Raw genomic sequence first — 22,179 nt, 5'->3', positions numbered from 1 at the left:
ATTTTGTCGCAGGTGAAAACAGAGCTTGATAAGAGCGTTAAGGGGGTGAGGATATGAGCAAGCGTAGTGTAGCTGTGGTTGGTGTATTGGGTATAGTTTGTGCATTTGCTCTAACGCCTCATGCTTTGGCAATACCTTCACCAACAGTCGAAACTGCCACAGCTATCTCTAGTACATTAAGCAGTGCGACTGACGAGAATGCGGTGACTGATATCAACAGTGATACCAGTAATGCCCATAGTGGCAGTGCGGATGCTACGGACTTGAATAATGCGGATACTAATATGGAGACGAGTACCAATGCTAATGACGTAACAGGTGCAGATACTGATCATACTGAAACCGATAATGCGAATACCAATACGGATAATACCAATCCAGATAACACTACTAGCGATAATGCTACTACTGACAACACCACTACCGAAACAGGTATACCACTTAATACATCAGATAACACTCGTATTGCCGGCACTGTGTTTTGGGATCAAGACGGTAACGGGCAGTATACAGCGTCCACTGCGAGTACCGCTCGCGCTCGGCGAGACGCTCCAATAGGGGGTATTACGCTCAGTCTCTGGCAGGTAGACCATACAGGCGCGAAATTACGCAATACGCCAACAGCACAAACGGCTACTGATGCTCAAGGTACATATAGTTTTGATGATTTGCGGCCTGGATACTACGTTGTAGATGTTGAGCGCCAAAGTGGTACGCAAACAGGCGCGGGCGTACAAACACAAGCTACGAGCTACTACAATATCACCAATGACGTGCTGCGTACACGTGCGTATCTGGCCTCAGGAACGGGTATTCATACTGATACATCAGGTATCATCACCTTAGTGCAGCATCAGCAGATTACCAATGTGGATTTTGGATATCAAAAACCAGATCCACAAGTGACAGTAGATAAATCAATGCAGCATTTTGAGTGTCTGACTGAGCGCTGCACGATCAACTGGGACGTAACGATTACTAATACCGGCAACCAAGCCATACCATTAAACGGCACTATTGCTGATAGGCTTTCGTCCACAGTCAGCAATGTGTATACCACAATGGGCAGCAAGCCAAGCATACCTCGACGAACACAATTTGTAGATATGAAGTTGGGATATGATCATGGTTTGGCATTGGATAAAGATGGCTATATTTGGTCGTGGGGTGATAATTCGAGTTATGAAATGGGCGATGGTACGACTATTAGTCGCGCAGCACCAACGCGAATTACACCGGATCCGAGTAACCCTGATCTGAAATTCACCTATATTGAGGCTGGTGAAAATCATTCATTTGCTGTTGATGAGGACGGTGATTTATGGGGATGGGGCGATAATTATAATTGGCGAATTACGCCTGTCGATCCAAATAACAAGGCAATGCTTAATAAAGACGGTGCAGTAAATAGGCAAGTAAACAGCAGCGAACGCTATGTCAAACAGCCACTGAAAATTGACCTTAAAGACCTTAGCGGCAATCCTATTAAAGTAAAAACAGTGGCTTCGAGGCTTTATACCACCGTGATTATTGATACTCACGATAAAATGTGGTCATGGGGTTGGAATTGGGGTCGTGCAGCTGGAGCCCTCGTATACACGAGTTGTGATACGCCGTTGTCTCCTGTGCAATGGGCTGCAAAAGCTGCATCTGGTAATACTGCCAATGATTCTTCAGATCCGCAAGCAACAGCAGAATTTACGAGTAAAACCTTTTCTAAAATGCTTTCTGGAGAACGCCATACGATGGCGTTGGCAACTGATGGCACCGTATGGAATTTCGGTAGTAATCTGTGGGGAGCACTGGGTAAAGGACTTGTTGGCGCGGGTAATTCACTGCCTCAAAAAGTTGTATTGTCAGGGATAACTAGCAAAGCTATTGATATTGCCACTAGTGAAAACTCAGAATATATTCTGATGGATGATGGTAGCGTGTATGCTGCTGGTCGCAACGATTTTGGGCAATTAGGTCGCGGATATACTACTGCGAATGCTGAAAGCGATGTTAACAAAGCAGGAAGTGTTGATTGGTCAACGAATACGTTCCAAGTGATGCCCAAAGTTAAAGCCAAGAAAATCTGGGCTGCTGATGCGAATTTTGTGTACCAAGATGCTGATACCGGTGACATTTATGGGTTAGGTGCTAATGCGGCTGGTCAGCTTTCCAATAGTGGTTCATCGTCTGAATTGCAACCAGTTCTTTTACTGCATGGAGCAAATGACAATGCACAAGTGGCTATTTCTATGATGCAGGGTGTAATTAAAAACTATGATTATGCAGGTAATCCTGTAATTTATGTGCCAAATCTCTCAGGCACAGAACGAACAGCATTAAGTGACCAGCAGGCCTTTATTAAAAATTTTGGTAAAACATCGATTATTATCACTGATGGCAATAATAACTTTTATGCACGTGGATACAATTCTGTGGGACAAATCGGTGCCGATAATATGGGCGGTAGCATTAACAACAAACTAGTAGCGTTGCCTCTGCCTACCGATTTAGTACCAGCGCCCAACAGTGATGACACTGCTCAACCGATTGAACCCAAACGCACAATATCATTGGCGAACGGTTCAGTAATTCAACGCGACTATGGATTAACGCATGAGTTACAGCCGGGAGACGTTGTGGTACTGCATATGAGTGGTCAGGCAATACGCAGTAGTGTTAAACAGAATATTGCTAACCAAGCGTGGTTTACCTCTTCCATAACGCCGTATGGCACGAAAGATGCCGATGGCATAGTGAGCCAAGGAGTACCCCATGCGCGTCAGGCTCAAGTTACCGAGCCGTTACCGCCTGATGTGAATAAACTAGTAACTACACTCTATGATATTACTGGCAACAGCACATGTGTAACCGGCACTGATATGAAATATGATGTTTCGGCGGAACATGCATTCAATACTGGTATGGAGGATTCATGCGATCAGGTAGGGCAAATTATTCCTCCCTATACTACGCCAACTGCACCAATACTAGGGTCTATTGCTGGCAAAGTATGGCGTGATAGCAATAGAAATAATGTTTATGATGCAGGTGAAGCAGGTATTGCAGGAGTACACGTCTATCTTACTGATGCGCAAGGTACGGCGATTAACGGATATGTAGAAACCACGGACAGCAATGGTAATTACACTTTTGCCAATCTTTCTATGGGCACTTACAAAATCAAGTTTGAACCAGTGTATCGCAGCGAATTCGTGCAACCAAATGCGGGAGATGCTGATAATTCGTCAGTTGCTTCTGATGATGCAACAGCATTAGGGCTTTCTACGATGGCTATTACGTTAAGCGAGCAAAATCCCAATGCAGCAGGTATTGATGCTGGGGCAAAGCTGGCTATGCCTTGGTTGCAGAATATGCCAGCTACTGGCATGGGGTGGTGGGTGTATGTGCTTGCTGCTTGGGCTGTGGTTATGTTCGGCGGTGCTTGGATGGTATTACGACGACAATATTGAGACTCGTATTGACGCTGCTTAAATGCCTAAAGCAGCATGAAAAATTGTGCATGCATAAGCCACGTTATGCATGCACAAGGTGTATGCGGTATACGAAAAGGTATGCACAGGGTTATTAATTTTCCGCTTCGCTCGATTCATCGGTATCAATGATCCATGGCTGCTCATCATTATCAGCATTATCGCTTTGTGCTAATGCAACAGCATTATCAGATGGATCATAGTAATCGCCGACAAAACGATCAGTATCAGCATCTACACCGAAAAGCGAATCAAAAGTATCGTCCTGTTCTTGGCGTTGCTGTAAATACGTGTTTATAGCCCAAAGTCCAGCAGAAAAAGCACTTAAACCTGCAAATAATGCCAGTCGTTTTGCTCGCTTAGTATCGCCATGTGCAATTGCTTTACGTGCAGAGAAGCCTTGTACTAAGCCACGGAGACCAGTGACCACACCAAGGGCTGCAAATACTTGACTTAAGGTAATGCGCGAGACTACATCATGAGCAGCATCAAGTGTAGGCTGTGCCTTCTCATACGCTGCTTCGAGTTCAGGGTGGGTATGGATAAATTGCTGTGCTTGATCTACTGCAGCTTGCACTTTTTCATAAGATTTAAGTTTATTCCAAGTATCACAAACAGGGCATGCAGCGGAAGAACTACTATATACTAAATCATCTTGCATAGCATCATTGTCAAATGCGCTATCATTAAACGCTTCGTTGTCGAATGCATCGTTGCCGAATACAGCGTCTGTGTTGTTATTTGTTGTATCTACCATATCCCTAGTATAGCCAAATAATGCTGTGATACGCGTGTAATACAAGTATTCTTACAGGGACTACAAGTCTGCCCCGCCAAGAGAACTTAGCGGGGCAGACTTGTAGTCACTCTACTTACACAGGTACATGCTTTGCACCTAAATAGAGCGAAATACTACTTAAATATGGAAGTAGAGCTCATACTCAAGTGGGGTAGGAGCAAGGCGAGCCTGATCGATTTCGCCACGCTTCAAGTCAATCCAAGTCTCAATAAGATCCTCAGTAAAGACATCACCCTGAGTCAAGAACTCGTTATCTTCTTCCAGAGCATTCATGGCCTCTGCTAGGGAGCTTGGAACCTGCTTGATACCAGCATGTTCTTCTGGAGGAAGCTCATAGAGATCCTTATCAATTGGAGCTGGAGGCTCAATATGATTGATAATGCCATCTAAGCCTGCCATTAACTGAGCAGAGAATGCCAAGAATGGGTTGCAAGATGGATCTGGAGCACGGAACTCAATGCGCTTTGCAGCAGGAGAAGTACCAGCCAGAGGAATGCGGATAGCAGCAGAACGATTGCGTGCAGAATACACCAAATTGACAGGAGCTTCGTAGCCTGGAACAAGGCGGTGATAAGAGTTCAAGGATGGGTTGGTAAATGCGAGTACGGAGCTGGAATGCTTAATCAAACCACCGATATACCAGCGAGCCAAATCAGACAATCCGCCATAGCCGTTCTCATCGTAGAACAGAGGCTTGCCATCCTTCCACAGGGACTGATGGCAGTGCATACCAGTACCATTATCGCCAGCAATTGGCTTTGGCATAAAGGTTGCTGCCTTACCAGCCAATGCTGCAACCTCATGAACGACATACTTGTACTTCATCAAGTCATCGCCAGCATGCTGCAAGGAGTTAAAGCGGTAGTTAATCTCTTGCTGACCTGCACCTGCAACTTCATGGTGTGCGCGCTCAAGCTGCAAACCAACCTGCTGCAGTGTTGCGACCATGTCATCACGCAAATCTTGATAATGATCGACCGGAGGAACAGGGAAGTAGCCGCGCTTTGCACGATTCTTAAATCCGATATTGTTGCTGCCGTCATCCTCGGTGTCTGCACCGCTATTCCAAGGAGCTTCAATAGAATCAACTTCGTAGAATGAGGTGTTCATATCGTTGGAATAGCGAACCTTGTCAAAAATGAAGAACTCTGCTTCTGGAGCAAAATAAGCAACATCAGCAATACCACTTGCAGCAAGGAATGCTTCTGCTTTCGCTGCTACTTGGCGAGGATCGCGAGAATATGGCTCATCAGTAATTGGATCCACAATAGAGAAGGCAACATTCAAGGTCTTATGCTTGCGGAATGGGTCAATATATGCAGTGGAAACATCTGGAATTAGCTTCATATCAGACTCGTTGATGGCCTGGAAGCCTTCTACAGAAGATCCATCAAAAGGCATGCCATCAGTAAAAGCATCCTTTAAGAACTCACTTGCTGGCACATTAAAGTGCTGCTGAACACCGATTAAATCGGTAAAACGAATGGATACGTACTCCACGCCTTCGGTATTGATGAGGGCCTCGACGTCGGCCTTTGTTTCGATAGCAGCCACGGGACCGCTCCTTTCCATCAGTTGCTTACGTGTTCTAGTGTATTAGATGGCGTTTCAGTTAAACACCTAAAAAGTTACGAATATGTTTCAATATGGTTTGAGGCCAGACACAATCCAGTATCTGACCTCAAAAGACTACTTTCCACGCATGGCTCGGCGGCTAACATGCATCTTAGTAGGGTCCACACCCTTAGGCATGCCCATAGCAGCATTGCGCATTTGCAGCGTATGCAGGCGACCATTAAGCTCGTCAAGTTCATACTTAGTGAGCTTAACTTTCTGGCGATAAATGGTGCGCTGTAGCTTAGTTAATGGGATTTGGTTAGGACCGTCACCTACGCTGATTTTGTGAATAGGAACGGCAGAACCGCGTGTAATGCGCTTAATTTTCTCTTCCTCGCGGTTAATAGCCTTCATTACGCGACCATAATCACCTTCGCCAACTAAATACACACCGGTGCGTCCAGAACCGCGCCACACTGCATCCTTTGTGCGAGCATCAATCCACACAGGTTCAGCAGGGAAGCTAAATCCGCTACGGTTGATATTGGAAAGAATTGCACCAGTAGCTCCGGGCTTGCCTTCAAGCTGCTTGAAACCGACTTTATCAGCGCGACGGGTGAGAATCCACGTAGCAATGAGTGCGCCTACCATAACGCCTAGTACAATGGTGAAAATCCAAGTAACCCAATGCAGTTTCATCAGCACGCATGCCAACACGGCAATGAGGGTTGGCACCACAATGGCCACAGCCAGCAACCATGGCAACTGCGGGTCATCTGCACGAGTGAATTTATAAATCTGCTTGATTTGCGAGAAGGTGCTTTGCCTCTTCTGCTTTTTTGGCTTCTTGCTTCCAGTTGTGCTCTCTGCCATCTGTTGTCCTCGTTGTTAACAAATACTACCGCCATTAGTTTACTGGTAAATCTGCCAAATGACACTTGGTAATGTTGTATGTCTGACATTTTTCTTTGGTAAGTCTCGCAGAGGTATGTAGAATAGTAATAATTTGATACAAAATGATATAATTAGGTATAAAATGCTATAAAATGATATAAAAGTTGTATGATTGTATAAAAGCAAAGTCATATCAAATGTCCTGATACAAAGGTGGAAGTTATCATGATTCAGATTGCTACACGAGTTGATGACGAAGTTGCGCAGGAATTTAAGGAAATCACCCGACAATTGGGTACCACTCCTGCTGATGCCATGCGGATGTTTATTAAGACATTTAATGCGCATCGTGGTTTTCCATATGAGGTAAGACTACAGTATGACGCTAAGCCATTGGCGCATGAGCAGGAAGCATTGCAAACCATTGATGCGTTGAGTGATGAGATGATTGATCATGCGTGGTGAAATATAGACTGTTCGTGGCTCGGGATATGCTTCAAAGCCGCGTCCGGCTGTGATTGTTCAATCAGATAGAATTACGGACTTTGACTCTACGGTTGTATGCTTATTTACGTCTGATGCATCGTTACAAGGAGAGACAAGAATACTAGTCCGTCCCAGTGCGATGAATGGACTCAATCATGATTGCTATGTCATGGCAGAAAAACCTATTGCAATATCAAAGCAACATCTAGGTTCAAAAATAGGAGAGCTTGAACAGATATATATGCAGCGCATCGTCAGGGCATTACGTGTGGTATTAGATATGTAATGCTAGGGATTGAGCGCAGAAGATACATAGCAATTAAAAAGATAACCAAGCTGTGTATACGTGTAGCAATAGCAAATATGTTAGCGCATATGCAACGGTCTTCCATCGGCTTTCAGTAATGCTTCTCCAAGGGCCTCGCTGAATGTCGGATGTGGGAAAATATATTGTGAAGCCTCATGCACGCTTAATGCGTGACCAACAATGTATTGCGCAGTAGATGCAAATTCACTCACATGTGGACCGACCATATGGATACCAATAACAATAGGCTGTTCCTCAGAGTGTATGTCGTCGTGGATTGAGGCGCTTACCACAGTAATAGAGCCAGTTTGACCAAGCATATGCGTTCTCGCATTTGCAGTCATAGGGTAGATCGTCTCATGAATATCGTAATACTGCGGTTGTTTGGACGCTTGCTCTTTGGTAAGTCCGATGAGCGCAACTTCTGGACTTGCATACACGATTCGTGGAATACTGTGCTCTTGGGCAGGCTGTGATGCAATACCTGCAATATATTCGGCAACAGAAATACCCTGAGCAAATGCACGATGTGCTAGTTGAGGTCCCGCAATGCAGTCGCCAATTGCAAAAAGACCTGGAATACGCGTCTGATAGTGGCTGTCTACGCTAATAGGGGCAGTGGTAGTGTGCGTATCCGATGGAAGCTCTTGAGTAATATGCAAATCCTGAATCCAAGAAGCATGTGTATGAGGTGCCCTTCCAATAGCGACAAGAGCAATTTCTGCTTCCAGTGTTTCACTAGATTGTGATGAGGTAGCTTGCGGCGCAGTTTCTGGCGCTGTGCTCGTGGCAGTGTCTGCAAGTTCCATGCGCACTCCTAAATTAACACCTGTCTCAAGTTTCACTACCTGACGATGGTTAATAATACGTACACCTTGGCGCTGTAATTCGCGGGTAAGCACGGTACTTACTCTACGATCGGCGGAGTTGAGCAGTCCCTTACCGCGCACAATCATAGTTACATCTACGCCAGCTTGATTCCAGAGAGAAGCAAATTCTGTAGCAATAACGCCAGAGCCAATAATAATTGCCGACTGTGGGAACTCAGTTAATGCTAAAGCGCCAGTTGAATTAAGCAAACTTTGATTCCAAGCAAGAGGCCCTCCTTGAACGTAGAGTGGTTTGGCTTGGGAACCAACAGCGAGAATAACATGGCGTGCTGTAATTTGTGTTGATTCGTGTTGTTGCGATGGCGATGATGAAGTTGCTGCCTGTGATTGAGTTGGTTGTGGAGGCTCAATTGTCACAGTAAAACAGGCATCTGATAGGGCGTCTGATGAATTGTCAGATGAAGCGTTTGGAGGTACAGCTGAACTTGACTCTGCAGGTGTGGCGGATGCGGTATTTTCTGATAACTCATGCTGCAGCGACACTGACGCAGTGCCAGTAAAATATTGCACGCCGCGGAATGCCAATAACCCTGATACTCCCTGTGAAGTTTCACGAACCATGGTACGGATATAGTTGTGCATAGCGCCATAATCAATATGTGTAATGTGCGCACTAATACCATACCTCTCGGCTGATTGTATGTTATCTAGAGTTTGTGTTGCTTGAATAAGCGCCTTTGTAGGGATACATCCACGATGTACGCACGTGCCTCCCGGATGTGGGTTGCGATCAATAAGTGCAACACGAAGTCCAAGTTCTGCTGCACGCAATGCAGCACTATAGCCTCCAGGCCCTGCCCCAATAATTGCTACATCAAAGGAACGTTGCGACGCATCGTGAGCGGTAGAAAAAGCATGCATACCAGCAAGTGTACATGAAAAATGCGCACTCGCACATAGATAAAAGCCTTAACACACAAGAGCAGTGCATTAAGGCTCATAAATACAAATTATTACTATGTATCTTACTTTGGCCAGTTGCCACGCTTGTCATAGCGAGGGCGAGGCAGACGCCAGCGGCGCATTTGCATAGCGCGAGACCATGCATAGGTGCCAGAGCGCATACCTTTTTCAACGCTCTTTTCACCAAACTTAGCAATAAGAAGCTTCTTCAGCTTGTGCCACATCCACCAAGTATCAGCAATTGCCCAGAAGAAATAGGCATACATAATAATCATCAATGGCAAAATGACCTGCGGTAATGCCGATGTCACCACCATAGAGATAACCAGCAGGATAATAACTGCAGGCATCAAGAATTCAGCAACATTCCAACGAGCATCAACATAGTCGCGAATATAAATTCTAAAATCGAGACGCTCAGAAACTGGCATATGTGCTAAATCACCAGTTTTCATAGCGTCATACTCACGATCCTGCTTTTCGCGCATTTTTGCACGAGCTATTTTATTACTCGCTTTGCGATCTTTTGGAACGAGTGGACGCAAGTTAGCAGCCTCTGCATCACGGCGCTTTGGAGTAGGACCAGTTTTGCGTCGAGAACCATCTTCCACAGGCGCTGGGGCAGTCTCTTGCTCAGCTTTTTTACGTGAGAATGGATTGAAAGTCATGCGATTAGGTTACGGGGACGCATTGACACTTACGGGCGTTTAGCGTATGTAACTACTTAATGCACGTCTTAACGCCGCTTGGTTATCGCAATAGAGTTTGAGCACAGGGTAACTACAGTAACAATTATATGTAGATTGAAAACTATGTAGACAAGCATGCATATATTAGACGTAACTCTATGTTAGGGGTAACAGTACGCAGTCGCATGAGCTACATGCGTTGGATAAGGAGTATACGTGAATACAGAGCGTGCACAAGAGCTTCGCACTCGTTTACAAGCACAATGGGATGGCGTAATCAGCACACTTTCAGAAAAAATTGCCTTACAAGCAGTTTCAGCACACGGTATTGCCGCTGATCATATGAAAGCATCAGCACAATATGTAGCGCAGATAATGCAAGAGCAAGGTATTGATGCCAAAGTAGTGCAGTCAACCAATCCTGATGGAACACCGGGCGCTTGGGAAGTTATCGGTTCAAAAATCGTCGATCCAGAGGCGCCAACAGTGCTACTCTATGCACATCATGATGTGCAACCAGTACCAGACGCTAGTGAGTGGGATACAGACCCATTTACTGCAACTATCCGCGATGGTCGCCTCTATGGTCGTGGCAGTGCTGACGATGGTGGTGGTATTGCTATTCATCGCGGCGCGCTCGCAATCTTAGGTGAGGAACTTGGTGTTAATATCCGAATCTTCTTTGAGGGTGAAGAAGAGATGGGTTCGCCAAGTTTTATCCCATTTATCGAGGAGCATGCTGCAGAATTTGCGTCAGATGTGATTATTGTTGCTGATTCTGGAAATTGGTCCACCACTATCCCTAGTCTCACCACATCGTTGCGTGGTAATACTTCACTCGAAGTCACTGTGAAGGCGCTGGATCATCCAGTACATTCCGGGCAGTTTGGCGGTCCAATTCTTGATGCCAATACGTTGGCGGCAATGCTGATTAGCTCACTGTATAATGCGGATGGTGAGTTGCAGGTGCCAGGTATTACAGCAACTGAACCAATCGGTGGATTAGCGCGAGATCTTGATGAAGCGCAAGTTCGTGCCGATGCTGCAACAGTTGAGGGGCTGCAGATGGCTGGTACTGGTTCGCTGGCAAGCCGACTGTGGACTAAGCCAAGCCTTACTGTGACTGGCTTTGATGCGCATCCTGTTGAGGGAGCGTTTAATGTTATTGCTCCGAGTGCGCGTTTTGCTTTATCACTTCGTACTGCACCAAACCAGCGTCCGGAAGAGGCGCAGCAGGCATTGACTGACTATCTCATTGAGCATGCGCCTTTTGGCGCTCAAGTAAGTGTCAAGCCACTCGATAATGGCATGGGCTGGGCGATGGATGCTCAAAGTGATGTGGTGCAGATTGCTGAAGAAGCATTGCAAACTGCATTTGGTCAGGCACCTGCAAACAAGGGTGAGGGTGGTTCTATTCCATTTATTCCTGAATTGCAGCGTATTTTCCCTCAAGCTAAGGTTTTGGTCACGGGTCCGGAAGATCCTAAGTCTAATGCCCACAGCCCGAATGAGTCTATTGATTTGCAATCGTTAGAACACAATATCATCGCCGAGGCGTTGTTACTTGACGAGTTGGCGAGTCAGCAATAGGTAACGTGAGCTGGCGAAGAGTAAGTAGCACTGTTGAGCTGGTGAGTTAGCAATAGGTAACGTGAGCTTGCGAAGAGCAGATAATGCTGTTGAGCTTGCGAGTCAGCATTAGGCAACTCGCGTTAGCGATTACGTGCTGCATATTGCTAACTCACGTATATCGCTGACTTAGAAAAGGAATAGAGTTTTTTGGATACTCTATTCCTTTTTTCGTCACTTCGTGTATAGTGTGTGGTGGACACGGGGGCCGCAAGGCTGAGATGAGGCATTGCCTCGACCGATTGAACGTTTACCGGATAATGCCGGCGCACGGACGTCACTCACACGCAAACCCGTGCCTGTACTGTCGCAGTTGTTGCTGAGCAACCTTACTTCAGGAGGCACAATGAGCTCTGAACAAATTTCTACAAAGCAATCTTCAACATCCTCTATTTCACGCCGTTGGCGAGTTGTGGATATTGTTGTTGCATCGATTATTGCCGTTGCCAGCGGTGTTATTTTCTGGGGATGGGACTTTGTTAGTGCCGCTCCACTTGATATTTTTGGAGCATTAACCCCAGGTTTTGAAGGCATTTTAAATGGTATGTGGCTTTTTGCTGGACCTCTGGCAGCCATTATTGTAAGAAAACCAGGCGCCGCACTGTATGCAGAAGTTATTGCAGCAGTAATTGAAACACTACTGGGTAACCCTTGGGGCATTATGGGCTCGCTTATCGTTGGCATTGTACAAGGATTGTTTACTGAATTAGCTTTTGCCGTGGTACTTTGGAAGGTGTACAACTTGGGTACTACTTTGCTTGCTGGCGCTTGTGCAGGTCTGGGCTGTGGATTGTTCTATTGGTTTACCAACCCTGCATGGAGTGTCATGCGTGCTCTTGTGTACACTGGAACTTCTATTGTCTCTGGCGTTATTCTTGCCGGTATTGTGGTTTGGATTATTTATAAAGCCCTGGCTGCAACTGGTGTACTGGAACGTTTTGCTGCAGGTCGTGCTGCTGCTTTGGTATAAGTTGAAATCGTTAAGTTAAGCAGATAGGTTGGAAGATGAGTCAACCGTCAGCAGTTTCCATTCGCGATTGGGGATGGAGACATGCTACAAGAAAAGATTTCACACTTCGTCACCTTAATCTTGAAATCAGCCCTGGAGAGCGCGTCATGATTTTAGGCTCTTCAGGGGCTGGTAAATCAACATTATTAGGTGGCATTGCAGGTGTTCTTGGTGGCAGTGATGAAGGTGAACAAGAAGGTTCTATAAGTATCGATGGCGTTGCCACCGGTGAGCAAACTCGCGGACGTGTAGGGCTTGTATTACAAGATCCTGATGCTCAAGTCATGCTTGAGCGCGTTGGCGATGATGTGGCTTTTGGGCTAGAAAACCTCAACATTCCTCCTCAAAACATTTGGACCATAGTGCGCCAATCACTGGATATGGTTGGGTTAGAACATATTGAGCTTGATCACTCAACAGGCGCGCTTTCTGGAGGTCAGCGTCAGCGTCTTGCGCTTGCTGGTGTATTGGCAATGCAGCCTGGAGTACTTGTACTTGATGAGCCTACTGCCAATTTGGACCCTGATGGAGTAGTACAGGTTAAGCAAGCAGTAAGTCATGTTCTAGAACGTACTGGAGCAACGCTGATTGTGGTGGAACATCATATTGATGTGTGGCTTGATATGATTCAACGCGTTGTTGTGCTTGGCTCTCATCATGAGATTCTTGCTGATGGCACGCCTGAAACAGTGTTTAGCCAGTATGGTCAGGAGCTTGCTCAAGCGGGTGCTTGGGTTCCAGGCCATGCTGTTCCTACACAGTGGAGGGCGAAGCAGGATAGTTATATTAGTACCGAGGCGCTTAGTAATACCAATAACGATAAGCAACGCAATCGTAAGCACGATGGTAATGAAGAATATCAAGGGCGTGAAATTCTCGTTACTGACCAACTTAGCTTTGGCCGTGACCCTGCGCAAGTCTTGGGATCCGAGCTAAATCTTACTCTGTCAACAGGGCAGGTGTATGCCATTATGGGTCCTAATGGTGCTGGTAAATCAACGTTGGCATTGACGCTTGCAGGGTTACTTGAACCATGTGCTGGTCATGTATATTGGCATGGTAAGGCATTGCAAGAGCGAGAGTCACTGTGGTCGAAACTTACTGCGCGCTCAGCATTTGCTGCGCATAGAAGGTATGCATTGGCACATCAGGCAGATCCGTATTACTGGTCAAGTAAATCATTACTTGGACGTATTGGCATGGTTTTTCAAGAACCAGAACATCAATTTGTAACTGCAAAAGTTGTTGATGAAGTAGCATTAAGCGCCAAATTACAGGGAGTAGCTGAGGAAGAAGCTCAGCGAAAAGCTATGCAATTATTAGCAACATTGCATTTAGATCGATGGGCGTTAGCAAATCCACATACACTTTCAGGCGGTGAAAAACGACGACTATCAGTGGCTTCTATGCTGATGTCAGCGCCTGAAGTATTAATTATGGACGAACCAACATTTGGGCAGGATTATCAAACTTGGTGTCAAATGGTAGAACTCATTGCCCAGATTCGAGATACTAACCAGACAGCTGTAGTAATGGTAACGCATGATGAGGCGCTGGTAGAAGCTCTTGGAGCAAAAGTTATTATGCTCAGCCCATCTGATGTATCGCAAGATAAGCAATAGTGGTGAGAAACAGGAACGCATGAATATGGATCAGCATTCAGTACATCCGCAGCTTGTTACGGTTACTGCGATGAGCGATCGCACGCAACAGCTACATATTGCTTCTATCAGCCCTGTTCTTGCACAGATCAATCCTGTAGCAAGGGTTTTAAGCGCTTTCCTTATTGGTGTGCCATTGCTTTTTAGTCTGGATGTTGTTAGTGCATCCTGTGCATTCATTATGGAAGTGTTGATACTGTGGGGATGTGGGATACACCCTGGTAAACTGCTGGCACGAACATGGCTGATTTGGATTGCGGCACTTGGCGCCGGATTATCGGTGGTGTTTTACGGTAGAGATACTGCAACGCCAATCCTCATACAGTGGGGGATTATTCATATCACACAAGGCTCGCTTATCGAAGCATGCGCTACTGCAATCCGTGTGCTTGCTATTGCAGTGCCTTCAGTTATTTTGGCGCTAGGTATTGATCCTACAGATTTGGCAGATGGTTTAGTACAAATCCTCAAGCTTTCTCCGCGCTTTGTATACGGGGGATTAGCTTCATTGCGCATGATGAGTGTATTGCGCGAGGACTGGAATGCTATCGGACGATCGCGGCGCTCGCGTGGATTGGGCGATGGTAATGCGCTCGTTCGCGTATTTGGGCAATCCTTTAGTTTGCTCGTTATGTCGATTCGTCGTGCCACAAAACTTGCGACTGCTATGGAAGCCCGAGGGTTTGGTGCTCCAACACCGCGCTCAGCAGCGCGTGTGAGCACGCTGTATGGGCGGGATATTGTGTGCTGTGCCCTTGCGCTGGCAGTACCTTGTATTGCTACTGCCATTGCTGTGGCAACAGGATATTGGCAGTTTGCTTTTACAACGCAGAGTTAATCTATTATGCAGAGTTAGCTCACTACGTAGAGCTATCCTGCTACGTAGAGTTAGCTTGTGCATACTGAATAATTCGATAATCATACAATCAAGCAACCAAGCGACCATGCAACCAAGGATTATGTCAAAGGCTCGGTGTGGCGTGATGATAAGAATGATAATGTGCGTGTGGGTTGGAAAAGGAAATGCAGATGCCACACGAACATACTTCATTGCTAAGCGCAAAAATTTGGCGATTACGTAGCGTTGGTTCTAGAAATTTTCCTCCTAATTTAGCTCGATTGATGCTATTGGGTTGTGCACTACTGTGGGGAACAAGCTATCTGGTAGCCAAACTGGTTATTAGCGTAGTAGGGCCGAACTGGGTGATGGCTTGCAGGACGCTTATTGCAGCGTGCGTGATGCTACTGCTTTTCCGTAGAGTAATTGTGCCGTATTTGCGACGCGCTATTGTGATGCCCGCACTTATTGTAGGCGTTACCTATTTTGTGACGCTGGAACTGCAAATTCAAGGGTTAGTCAGTATTGACCCAGGTCGTTCGGCATTTCTTTCAGCAGGATACTGCGTAGTGATGCCTTTTGCTGCGTGGATGATTAGTCATACTCGCCCGCAGTTGCGCGCATTAGTGGCAGCGGTTATTTGTTTACTTGGTGTTGGCTTTGTCTCTCTAAAAGAAGGGTTTAGTGGTTTTGCGTTTGGTGTAGGTGATTGGCTGTCAGTAGCTAGTGCAGTCGCCTACGCATACAATGTGATGTTTTTAAGTGTGTGGGGTAGAAAATTTCATCCTATTGCAATGACTTTTGTGCAGTTCATTGTGGCAGGCGTTGGGTTTGTGGTTTGTGCGCTTATACTTGAGCCTTTGCCGAATACTTCATGGCTTGATGCTGGTGTTATTGGAGGTTTGCTCTTCTTAATTCTGGGAGCAACAATGTTAGGGCAGATTTTCCAAAATATTGGAGTAGCACATTTACCAGCTGCACAGGCTTCTATTATTATGAGTTTGGAAAGTGTATTTTCAGTTATTATTTCGGCTGCACTCTATGGCGAGCAGATTACTGTTTCATCGCTTATAGGTTTTGCTCTTATTTTTACTGCAGTAATTATTAGTCAGGTACATCCGCGTAGAGTGCATATTCATGTCCACCGTCCACATTTGTATCGATTGCGTAAGCGTAAGCTGCGTGGAGCGCAAATATCAAGTAATTCAGGAGGACAAGGTCAGAGCACTACTGGCAGTGTCGCTGAACCAGCAGTGGCAAGCGTAGAGCCCACGGTACCTACACCTGCTGTACCACTTGGGTAGCATAGTTCTTATTACTTTCTTGCAATAAGCGGTAGTGCTTTCCTTACATGCTTTCCTTACATGCGTTAGCGTAAAGTACATACTATGAGTGCAGTCGAAGAACTACTAGATAATCCTAAGGCACAGCGTATTAAACGCATTATCGAATTACAAAGTGCTAAGGGACGCAAAAAACACCATAAAACTTTAGTTGAAGCGCCACAAGCAGTACGCGAAATGTTGCAATACATGCCGGATCGTGTACAAGATGTGTATTATTGCCGGCAATCATTAAGCGCACACGGTGAGCAGCGTGTTCAAGAGCTGGTGTCGCAGGCTAGAGCTCAGCACTGCTTCGTGCATGAAGTATCGTCTCGCGTAATGGATGCTATGAGTGCGGATGCTCAAGGTATTCTCGCTGTGGTTGATACGAATCAGTGGGTGATGGATAGCGCAGCATTTGAACAGTTGCCGAACGAATACCATCAACATGGTTTTCTTGCTGCATTTTGGCAAATCCGCGACCCTGGTAACGCTGGAACAGTGATTCGTAGTGCGGATGCTGCAGGATGTTCGGCAGTTATTTTTGTGGATGATTGTGTCGATCCGCTCAGCCCTAAAGTTATTCGAGCCTCTGTTGGCTCAGTAATGCATTTGCCCTTAGTGCATATGAGTATTGAAGAGTTACAAGCGTATAGTGCACGTCATCACAGTGCGCTGTTTGCTGCAGATGTGTATGGCAGTGAACATAATCCTGCAGTGTTGCTCAATGATGCTGTATCACAGTATAAAAATCCGAATCAGGCGTTAATTATGTTATTTGGTAATGAGGCGCGTGGATTAGACAATGCCATTATTGAACAATGCACTGGCGTGCTGACCATCCCGATGTATGGTAAAACAGAGTCGATGAATCTAGCTTCGAGTGCCGCGATTATACTGCATAGTATTGCTATGGCACGGCATAGCTAGGCTTGTCGTGCTCATTAGAGAAAATAACGCACGGAAGCGCTACCGCCACACATGGCGTAGCAGAAGCGAACTTGCCAATGGAAAGGTGTTCCTGTGGCACAGAATGCACAAGATGCTACATTTGATGCACAAGCATTAACAGAGAATGTTACAGAAGGCATAGCAAAAATTGCACAAGCTGACTCTAGCGAACAGTTGCGTGCGATACGAACCCAATATGCTGGAGCAGAGTCTCTTATGACTCAGGCGAGCAAAGCAATTGGATCATTGCCGAAAGAAGAGAAAAAAGACGCCGGCAAAATTGTAGGCAAACTACGTGCAGATTTTGGCAGAGCCTATGCTGCAAAAGAAGCCGAAGTTAAGGCTGCTGAAGAACAAGCGGCTCTTGCTGCTGAAGCAGTTGATATGACTATGCCAGTGGAACGCAAACCACTTGGTGCGCGTCACCCATTGCCAGCATTAATGGAAGATATTCAAGATTTCTTCGTTTCTATGGGTTGGCAAGTATCTGACGGTCCAGAAGTTGAAACAGAATGGTATGACTTCGATGCACTGAACTTCGGTCCAGATCATCCTGCGCGTCAGATGCAAGATACATTCTACGTTACTGGCAACAACACCAAAGATGCCGCAGGATTTGTGGGTAGCAATATGGTAATGCGCACCCAGACCTCGTCAGAGCAAGTCCGCGCATTGCTTACTCGCGGAGTGCCACTGTATATTGCATGCACCGGTAGAGTATTTCGTACTGATGAGCTTGATGCCACACATACTCCAGTTTTCCACCAATGCGAAGGTTTGGCAGTAGATAAACATTTGACTATGGCTAATTTGAAGGGTGTACTCGATAAGCTGGCAGTAGCAATGTTTGGTCCTGAAGCAAAAAGCCGTTTGCGTCCAAGCTACTTCCCATTTACCGAGCCAAGTGCTGAACTTGATCTATGGTTCCCTGATAAAAAAGGCGGTCCAGGATGGATTGAGTGGGGTGGCTGTGGCATGGTTAACCCCAACGTGTTGAAGTCCGCTGGTCTAGACCCAGAAGAATACAGTGGTTTTGCTTTTGGTGTAGGTATTGAACGTACACTGCTCTTGCGTCATGACATTAACGATATGCATGATCTTGTTGAAGGCGATGTTCGTTTTGCACAACAGTTTGTGATGGGAGAGTAACCGCAATGCCAATGATTGATATGGACTGGTTGCGTGACCATGTTGACGTGCCAGCAGAAGAAACATATGAAGATCTTGCTCGTGATTTAGTTCGTGTAGGTCTTGAAGAAGAGGAAATTCACCGCTCTCAGGTTACTGGTCCAATTGTTGTAGGTTATGTGGTTGATGCAACCTCTGAGCCTCAAAAGAACGGCAAAACAATTAATTGGTGTCATGTTGATGTTGGTGAACAATACAATGCTACCGATGAGCAAGGCAACAAGGTGCCACGTGGTATTGTGTGTGGCGCTCCAAACATGGCTGCTGGTGAAAAAGTTGTAGTGACACTTCCAGGATCTGTGTTGCCAGGTGATTTCAAGATTGAACCACGCAAAACCTACGGTCATATTTCCGATGGCATGTGCGCTTCGGAACGTGAGCTTGGTCTAGGGGACAGCCATAATGGCATTATTCTGCTACGCGAATATGGCTTTACTCCAGAAGAATACGAAGCGTTGCAACCGGGCGACGATGCAATGGCATTATTGCATATGAATAATCCATTGTTGGAGATTAATATTACTCCAGATCGTGGTTATGCATTCTCATATCGTGGCGTTGCTCGTGAATTCCACCACTCGACTGGGGCTGCTTTTACTGATCCAGTTATTGCATTGCGCGAACAGGCGCCAGCGGGACATAGTGGTGATGCTCAGCATGATCTCGATGTGCAGATTGAAGATAACGCTCCAATACACGGTGTTGTAGGTGCTGATAGGTATTACGGTCGTATTGTGCGCGGATTTAATCCGAGTGCTCCAACTCCAAGCTGGATGCGTAGGCGCCTAACACGTGCTGGTATGCGTTCTATTTCTTTGGCTGTTGATGTGACCAACTATGTCATGCTGGATTTGGGACAACCACTGCACGCTTATGACGCCGATGCTATTACGGGTCCTATTGTGGTGCGTCGCGCCGGCGAAGGTGAACATCTGACTACGCTTGACGGCGTTGATCGTGCACTGAGCCCAGAAGACTTGCTGATTACTGATTCTCCAGATGGTAATCGTGCCAGCCGCGTACTCGGACTTGCTGGTGTAATGGGCGGCTTGTATGGCGAAGTTACTGACAATACGCAGAATCTTTTTATTGAAGCAGCGCATTTCGATCAGGTGACTATTGCGCGTTCTTCACGCCGTCATAAGTTACCTACTGAAGCTGCTCGTCGTTTTGAGCGCGGTGTAGATACTGATCTCCAGGCTGCTGCTGTGGAACTTGCTGTACAATTATTGACGCGCTATGGATCTGGTGAAGGTTCCCTAACGCCGGTTGATGTCAATAATACGTCGCGTATGCCAGATATTCGCTTTAAGACCAGTGAAGTTGCTCGACTTACTGGATTGGAATTAGGTATCAATGAGATTTCCGATATTCTCACTGATATTGGTTGCACCGTAGCTGGTGGTGGCAATGGAGAGTTCTCAGTAGTGCCTCCAACTTGGCGACCAGATCTTAACGAGCCATGTGATTTGGTAGAAGAAGTAGCGCGATTAGTTGGCTATGACAAGATTCCAACAGTAGTGCCTGCGGTTCCTGCAACTGAAACTGGGTTGACTTTGGCACAGCGGCGTCAGCGTTGGATCGCTGATACCTTGGCACAATATGGCATGGTTGAGTCGTTAAGCTATCCATTTGTCGGTTCTGCTGATTTTGAAGCCTTTGGGCTGAACGAAGCTGATCTTGAACCAGTGAGTGTACATATTGCTAACCCTCTTGCCGGGGACCGCCCATATTTGCGCCGCGAATTGCTGTGGACACTGAGCACTACGGTGCAACGCAATCTACGCCGTGGTATAAATAATTTTGCCTTGTATGAGATCGGTCATGTGTATTTAGCTGATCCTCAGGCACCAGCAATTCCAGCACTTCCTGGAGGGGTCAAGCCTACAGAAGAGCAATTGCAAGCTCTTGATGCTGGACTTCCAGACCAACCATTGCGCGTAGCAGGCGTGTTTGTTGGTAAGGCGGAACATGATGGCTGGCTAGGCGGCTCTAGGGATGTTGATTACACGGATGCTGTTGAAGCAGTCCAGCGTATTGCTCGCCGTTTGGGTGCTACCTTGGTATTACGTCAGTATGCGGCATCTGAGGCTCCGGTAAGCTGGCACCCAGGTCGTGTGGCTCAGGTCTGTCTTGACAACGGCACGGTGCTGGGTCTGGTAGGCGAATTGCATCCTCGTGTGAATGAGGCTTTGGGTCTACCTGCACATAGTGCTGCGTTTGAACTTGATGTGACCACATTGCTTGCTGCATTAGATGATGCGCCAGTGCAAGCTAAGCCAGTAGCTACGTATCCTCCAGTACGCCAGGATTTGGCATTTAGTGTGCCGGCTACAGTTACTGCTGCACAAGTTGAGCAGGCTATTCGTGCAGGTGCCGGCGATCTGCTGGAATCTGTAGAACTCTTTGACGTGTATCAAGGTGATGAGCTTGGTGAAGGTATGCGTTCACTTGCTTACGCTGTAGTATTCCGCAGTGCTACAAAAACTTTGCAGTCAGAGGATACGGATGCTTTGCGTGCAGCTATTATTGAGCAGGCGCAAGCACTTGGAGCGCAATTGCGTGCTTAGTGTGCGCCAATAGTACTACAAAGTAAAGCGCACGTATTGCAAATGTTGTAGGAAATGTTGTAAGAACGTGTGGAGTATTACACTGCGGGCGTATTTTCGCCCGCAGTGTGCTATATAAGGGTGTTATGAGCGAAATAAGCAATCCACAGGTCGCTAGCCAACCGAGTCAGCCTCAGGTCAATCAACCTGAATTTGGTCAGCTCAAGCAACCTGAGTATGGGCAAATGGCAGCAGCATATCCTGGGTATAATCCGTATATTTATGGTGAACCAGAGCAGTCTGCATCCGATCAGCATACGCAGCAAGATGCACAGCGTGATGATACTCGCCAATCTGCTCGCCATGCATTGAGATTTGGAGCTTCCGCACAGCATAGTGCTCGCTCTCAGTCCGCTGCTGAGCAAAACCGGACATCAGGGCGTAATTCGGCACGTGGGTCGCGCTCAAGTATTGCGGATAAATTACCTTTTGACCCAGATGATCCTCAAGAAAATCCGATGTATGGCAGTTGGGATGCTGCAGCAATTATTGCTTTTGCATCTGCACTGTTCGCTATTCCTATTGTGCCACTGATTCTCGGTGCTATCGCAATATATCGCGATAAGATTTTGCACATGCGAGGTCGTGGTCTTGCAATTGCTGCCATTATTATTAGTCTGATTTACTCGGCATTGGCAGTGTATTTCGCGGTTAGTGGCATCGATCCGATGACATGGGTGTTACATCTGTATGGTATTGATCCTTCACAGCTGATGAGCGGCAGTGGCGGATCTACTGCGGTATAAATCAGTTGCTGGATTTTGCTATATAGTTCATGGTAGACCCGTTGCACGTGTGACTTATACACATGGTGCAGCGGGTTTTTCTATAGTATATAGGGTTTTCTGTGTATCGGTATAACTGCATAGCACAGGTTTTTATATTTGTTTTGGCTTCATTGTCTCATATTGTATTCATTTAATGATGCATAATTATGCGTATGTCTGCATATTGCGTAT

Annotated in this window: 16 protein-coding genes and 1 pseudogene; 12 read left to right on the top strand and 5 right to left on the bottom strand. The window is 46.3% G+C overall.

Annotation, left to right across the window (positions count from 1 at the left end; all coding sequences use genetic code 11):
• The first annotated feature begins 53 nt into the window (after positions 1 to 53).
• A complete protein-coding gene (locus IEU85_RS03990) occupies positions 54 to 3,464 on the top strand; it encodes an RCC1 domain-containing protein (RefSeq protein ID WP_188354902.1) in 3,411 nt (1,136 codons plus the stop codon).
• Positions 3,465 to 3,579: 115 nt separating this feature from the next.
• Here IEU85_RS03990 and IEU85_RS03985 read toward each other — a convergent pair whose 3' ends face one another.
• The 3 genes from IEU85_RS03985 to IEU85_RS03975 form a co-directional block, all read right to left on the bottom strand.
• Positions 3,580 to 4,242: a hypothetical protein gene (locus IEU85_RS03985; RefSeq protein ID WP_188354901.1), complete on the bottom strand. Its 663-nt coding sequence runs from the start codon at positions 4,240 to 4,242 to the stop codon at positions 3,580 to 3,582.
• 159 nt (positions 4,243 to 4,401) lie between these two features.
• Positions 4,402 to 5,856: a type I glutamate--ammonia ligase gene (glnA, locus tag IEU85_RS03980; protein WP_371866617.1), complete on the bottom strand. Its 1,455-nt coding sequence runs from the start codon at positions 5,854 to 5,856 to the stop codon at positions 4,402 to 4,404.
• Positions 5,857 to 5,973: 117 nt separating this feature from the next.
• Positions 5,974 to 6,714, bottom strand: coding sequence for a DUF4191 domain-containing protein (locus IEU85_RS03975; RefSeq protein WP_188354899.1), 741 nt, complete (start codon positions 6,712 to 6,714; stop codon positions 5,974 to 5,976).
• Positions 6,715 to 6,960: 246 nt separating this feature from the next.
• On the opposite strand from IEU85_RS03975, the gene IEU85_RS03970 reads away from it, so the two are divergent.
• Both IEU85_RS03970 and IEU85_RS08870 read left to right on the top strand, forming a co-directional pair.
• Positions 6,961 to 7,200: a type II toxin-antitoxin system RelB/DinJ family antitoxin gene (locus tag IEU85_RS03970; RefSeq protein ID WP_229714714.1), complete on the top strand. Its 240-nt coding sequence runs from the start codon at positions 6,961 to 6,963 to the stop codon at positions 7,198 to 7,200.
• Between the two features lie 40 nt (positions 7,201 to 7,240).
• Positions 7,241 to 7,507: pseudogene (locus IEU85_RS08870) on the top strand (type II toxin-antitoxin system PemK/MazF family toxin); the annotation flags it as partial.
• Positions 7,508 to 7,587: 80 nt separating this feature from the next.
• Here the strand turns inward: IEU85_RS08870 and IEU85_RS03960 are convergent.
• Together IEU85_RS03960 and IEU85_RS03955 are read right to left on the bottom strand one after the other, a co-directional pair.
• The gene (locus tag IEU85_RS03960; RefSeq protein WP_188354897.1) at positions 7,588 to 9,279 is read right to left on the bottom strand and encodes a dihydrolipoyl dehydrogenase family protein; all 1,692 of its coding nucleotides are present in this window, start codon (positions 9,277 to 9,279) and stop codon (positions 7,588 to 7,590) included.
• A 104-nt stretch (positions 9,280 to 9,383) separates the two neighbouring features.
• Entirely contained in the window at positions 9,384 to 9,989 is a 606-nt protein-coding gene (locus IEU85_RS03955) for a DUF3043 domain-containing protein (RefSeq protein WP_188354896.1), read from the bottom strand.
• 237 nt (positions 9,990 to 10,226) lie between these two features.
• Here IEU85_RS03955 and IEU85_RS03950 point away from each other — a divergent pair, with 237 nt between their 5' ends.
• The 9 genes from IEU85_RS03950 to IEU85_RS03910 all read left to right on the top strand — a co-directional run bounded on the left by IEU85_RS03950 (position 10,227) and on the right by IEU85_RS03910 (position 21,966).
• Positions 10,227 to 11,600, top strand: a complete 1,374-nt coding sequence (locus IEU85_RS03950; RefSeq protein ID WP_188354895.1) for a dipeptidase — start codon at positions 10,227 to 10,229, stop codon at positions 11,598 to 11,600.
• A gap of 385 nt (positions 11,601 to 11,985) precedes the next feature.
• Entirely contained in the window at positions 11,986 to 12,609 is a 624-nt protein-coding gene (locus IEU85_RS03945; RefSeq protein ID WP_188354894.1) for an ECF transporter S component, read from the top strand.
• A gap of 35 nt (positions 12,610 to 12,644) precedes the next feature.
• Positions 12,645 to 14,270 carry an ABC transporter ATP-binding protein gene (locus IEU85_RS03940; protein ID WP_188354893.1) on the top strand — a complete coding sequence of 542 codons (1,626 nt, stop codon included), beginning with the start codon at positions 12,645 to 12,647 and terminating at the stop codon, positions 14,268 to 14,270.
• A gap of 25 nt (positions 14,271 to 14,295) precedes the next feature.
• Entirely contained in the window at positions 14,296 to 15,147 is an 852-nt protein-coding gene (locus IEU85_RS03935; RefSeq protein WP_188354892.1) for an energy-coupling factor transporter transmembrane component T family protein, read from the top strand.
• A 191-nt stretch (positions 15,148 to 15,338) separates the two neighbouring features.
• Positions 15,339 to 16,451 carry a DMT family transporter gene (locus IEU85_RS03930; RefSeq protein WP_229714713.1) on the top strand — a complete coding sequence of 371 codons (1,113 nt, stop codon included), beginning with the start codon at positions 15,339 to 15,341 and terminating at the stop codon, positions 16,449 to 16,451.
• Positions 16,452 to 16,535: 84 nt separating this feature from the next.
• On the top strand, positions 16,536 to 17,402 hold the full coding sequence (locus tag IEU85_RS03925) for a TrmH family RNA methyltransferase (RefSeq protein WP_188354891.1): 867 nt from the start codon (positions 16,536 to 16,538) through the stop codon (positions 17,400 to 17,402).
• A 93-nt stretch (positions 17,403 to 17,495) separates the two neighbouring features.
• Positions 17,496 to 18,572 carry a phenylalanine--tRNA ligase subunit alpha gene (gene pheS / locus IEU85_RS03920; RefSeq protein ID WP_188354890.1) on the top strand — a complete coding sequence of 359 codons (1,077 nt, stop codon included), beginning with the start codon at positions 17,496 to 17,498 and terminating at the stop codon, positions 18,570 to 18,572.
• A 5-nt stretch (positions 18,573 to 18,577) separates the two neighbouring features.
• Complete coding sequence (gene pheT / locus IEU85_RS03915; RefSeq protein ID WP_188354889.1) at positions 18,578 to 21,181, top strand: phenylalanine--tRNA ligase subunit beta; 2,604 nt, start codon at positions 18,578 to 18,580, stop codon at positions 21,179 to 21,181.
• Between the two features lie 125 nt (positions 21,182 to 21,306).
• Complete coding sequence (locus IEU85_RS03910) at positions 21,307 to 21,966, top strand: hypothetical protein (RefSeq protein ID WP_188354888.1); 660 nt, start codon at positions 21,307 to 21,309, stop codon at positions 21,964 to 21,966.
• Positions 21,967 to 22,179: the final 213 nt, after the last annotated feature.

It is taken from the genome of Galliscardovia ingluviei (genome assembly GCF_014635685.1).
In the GTDB taxonomy this organism is placed as follows: domain Bacteria; phylum Actinomycetota; class Actinomycetes; order Actinomycetales; family Bifidobacteriaceae; genus Galliscardovia; species Galliscardovia ingluviei.
Note: the sequence above shows the minus strand (reverse complement) of the source record. Positions and strands in the feature narration are given on the sequence as shown.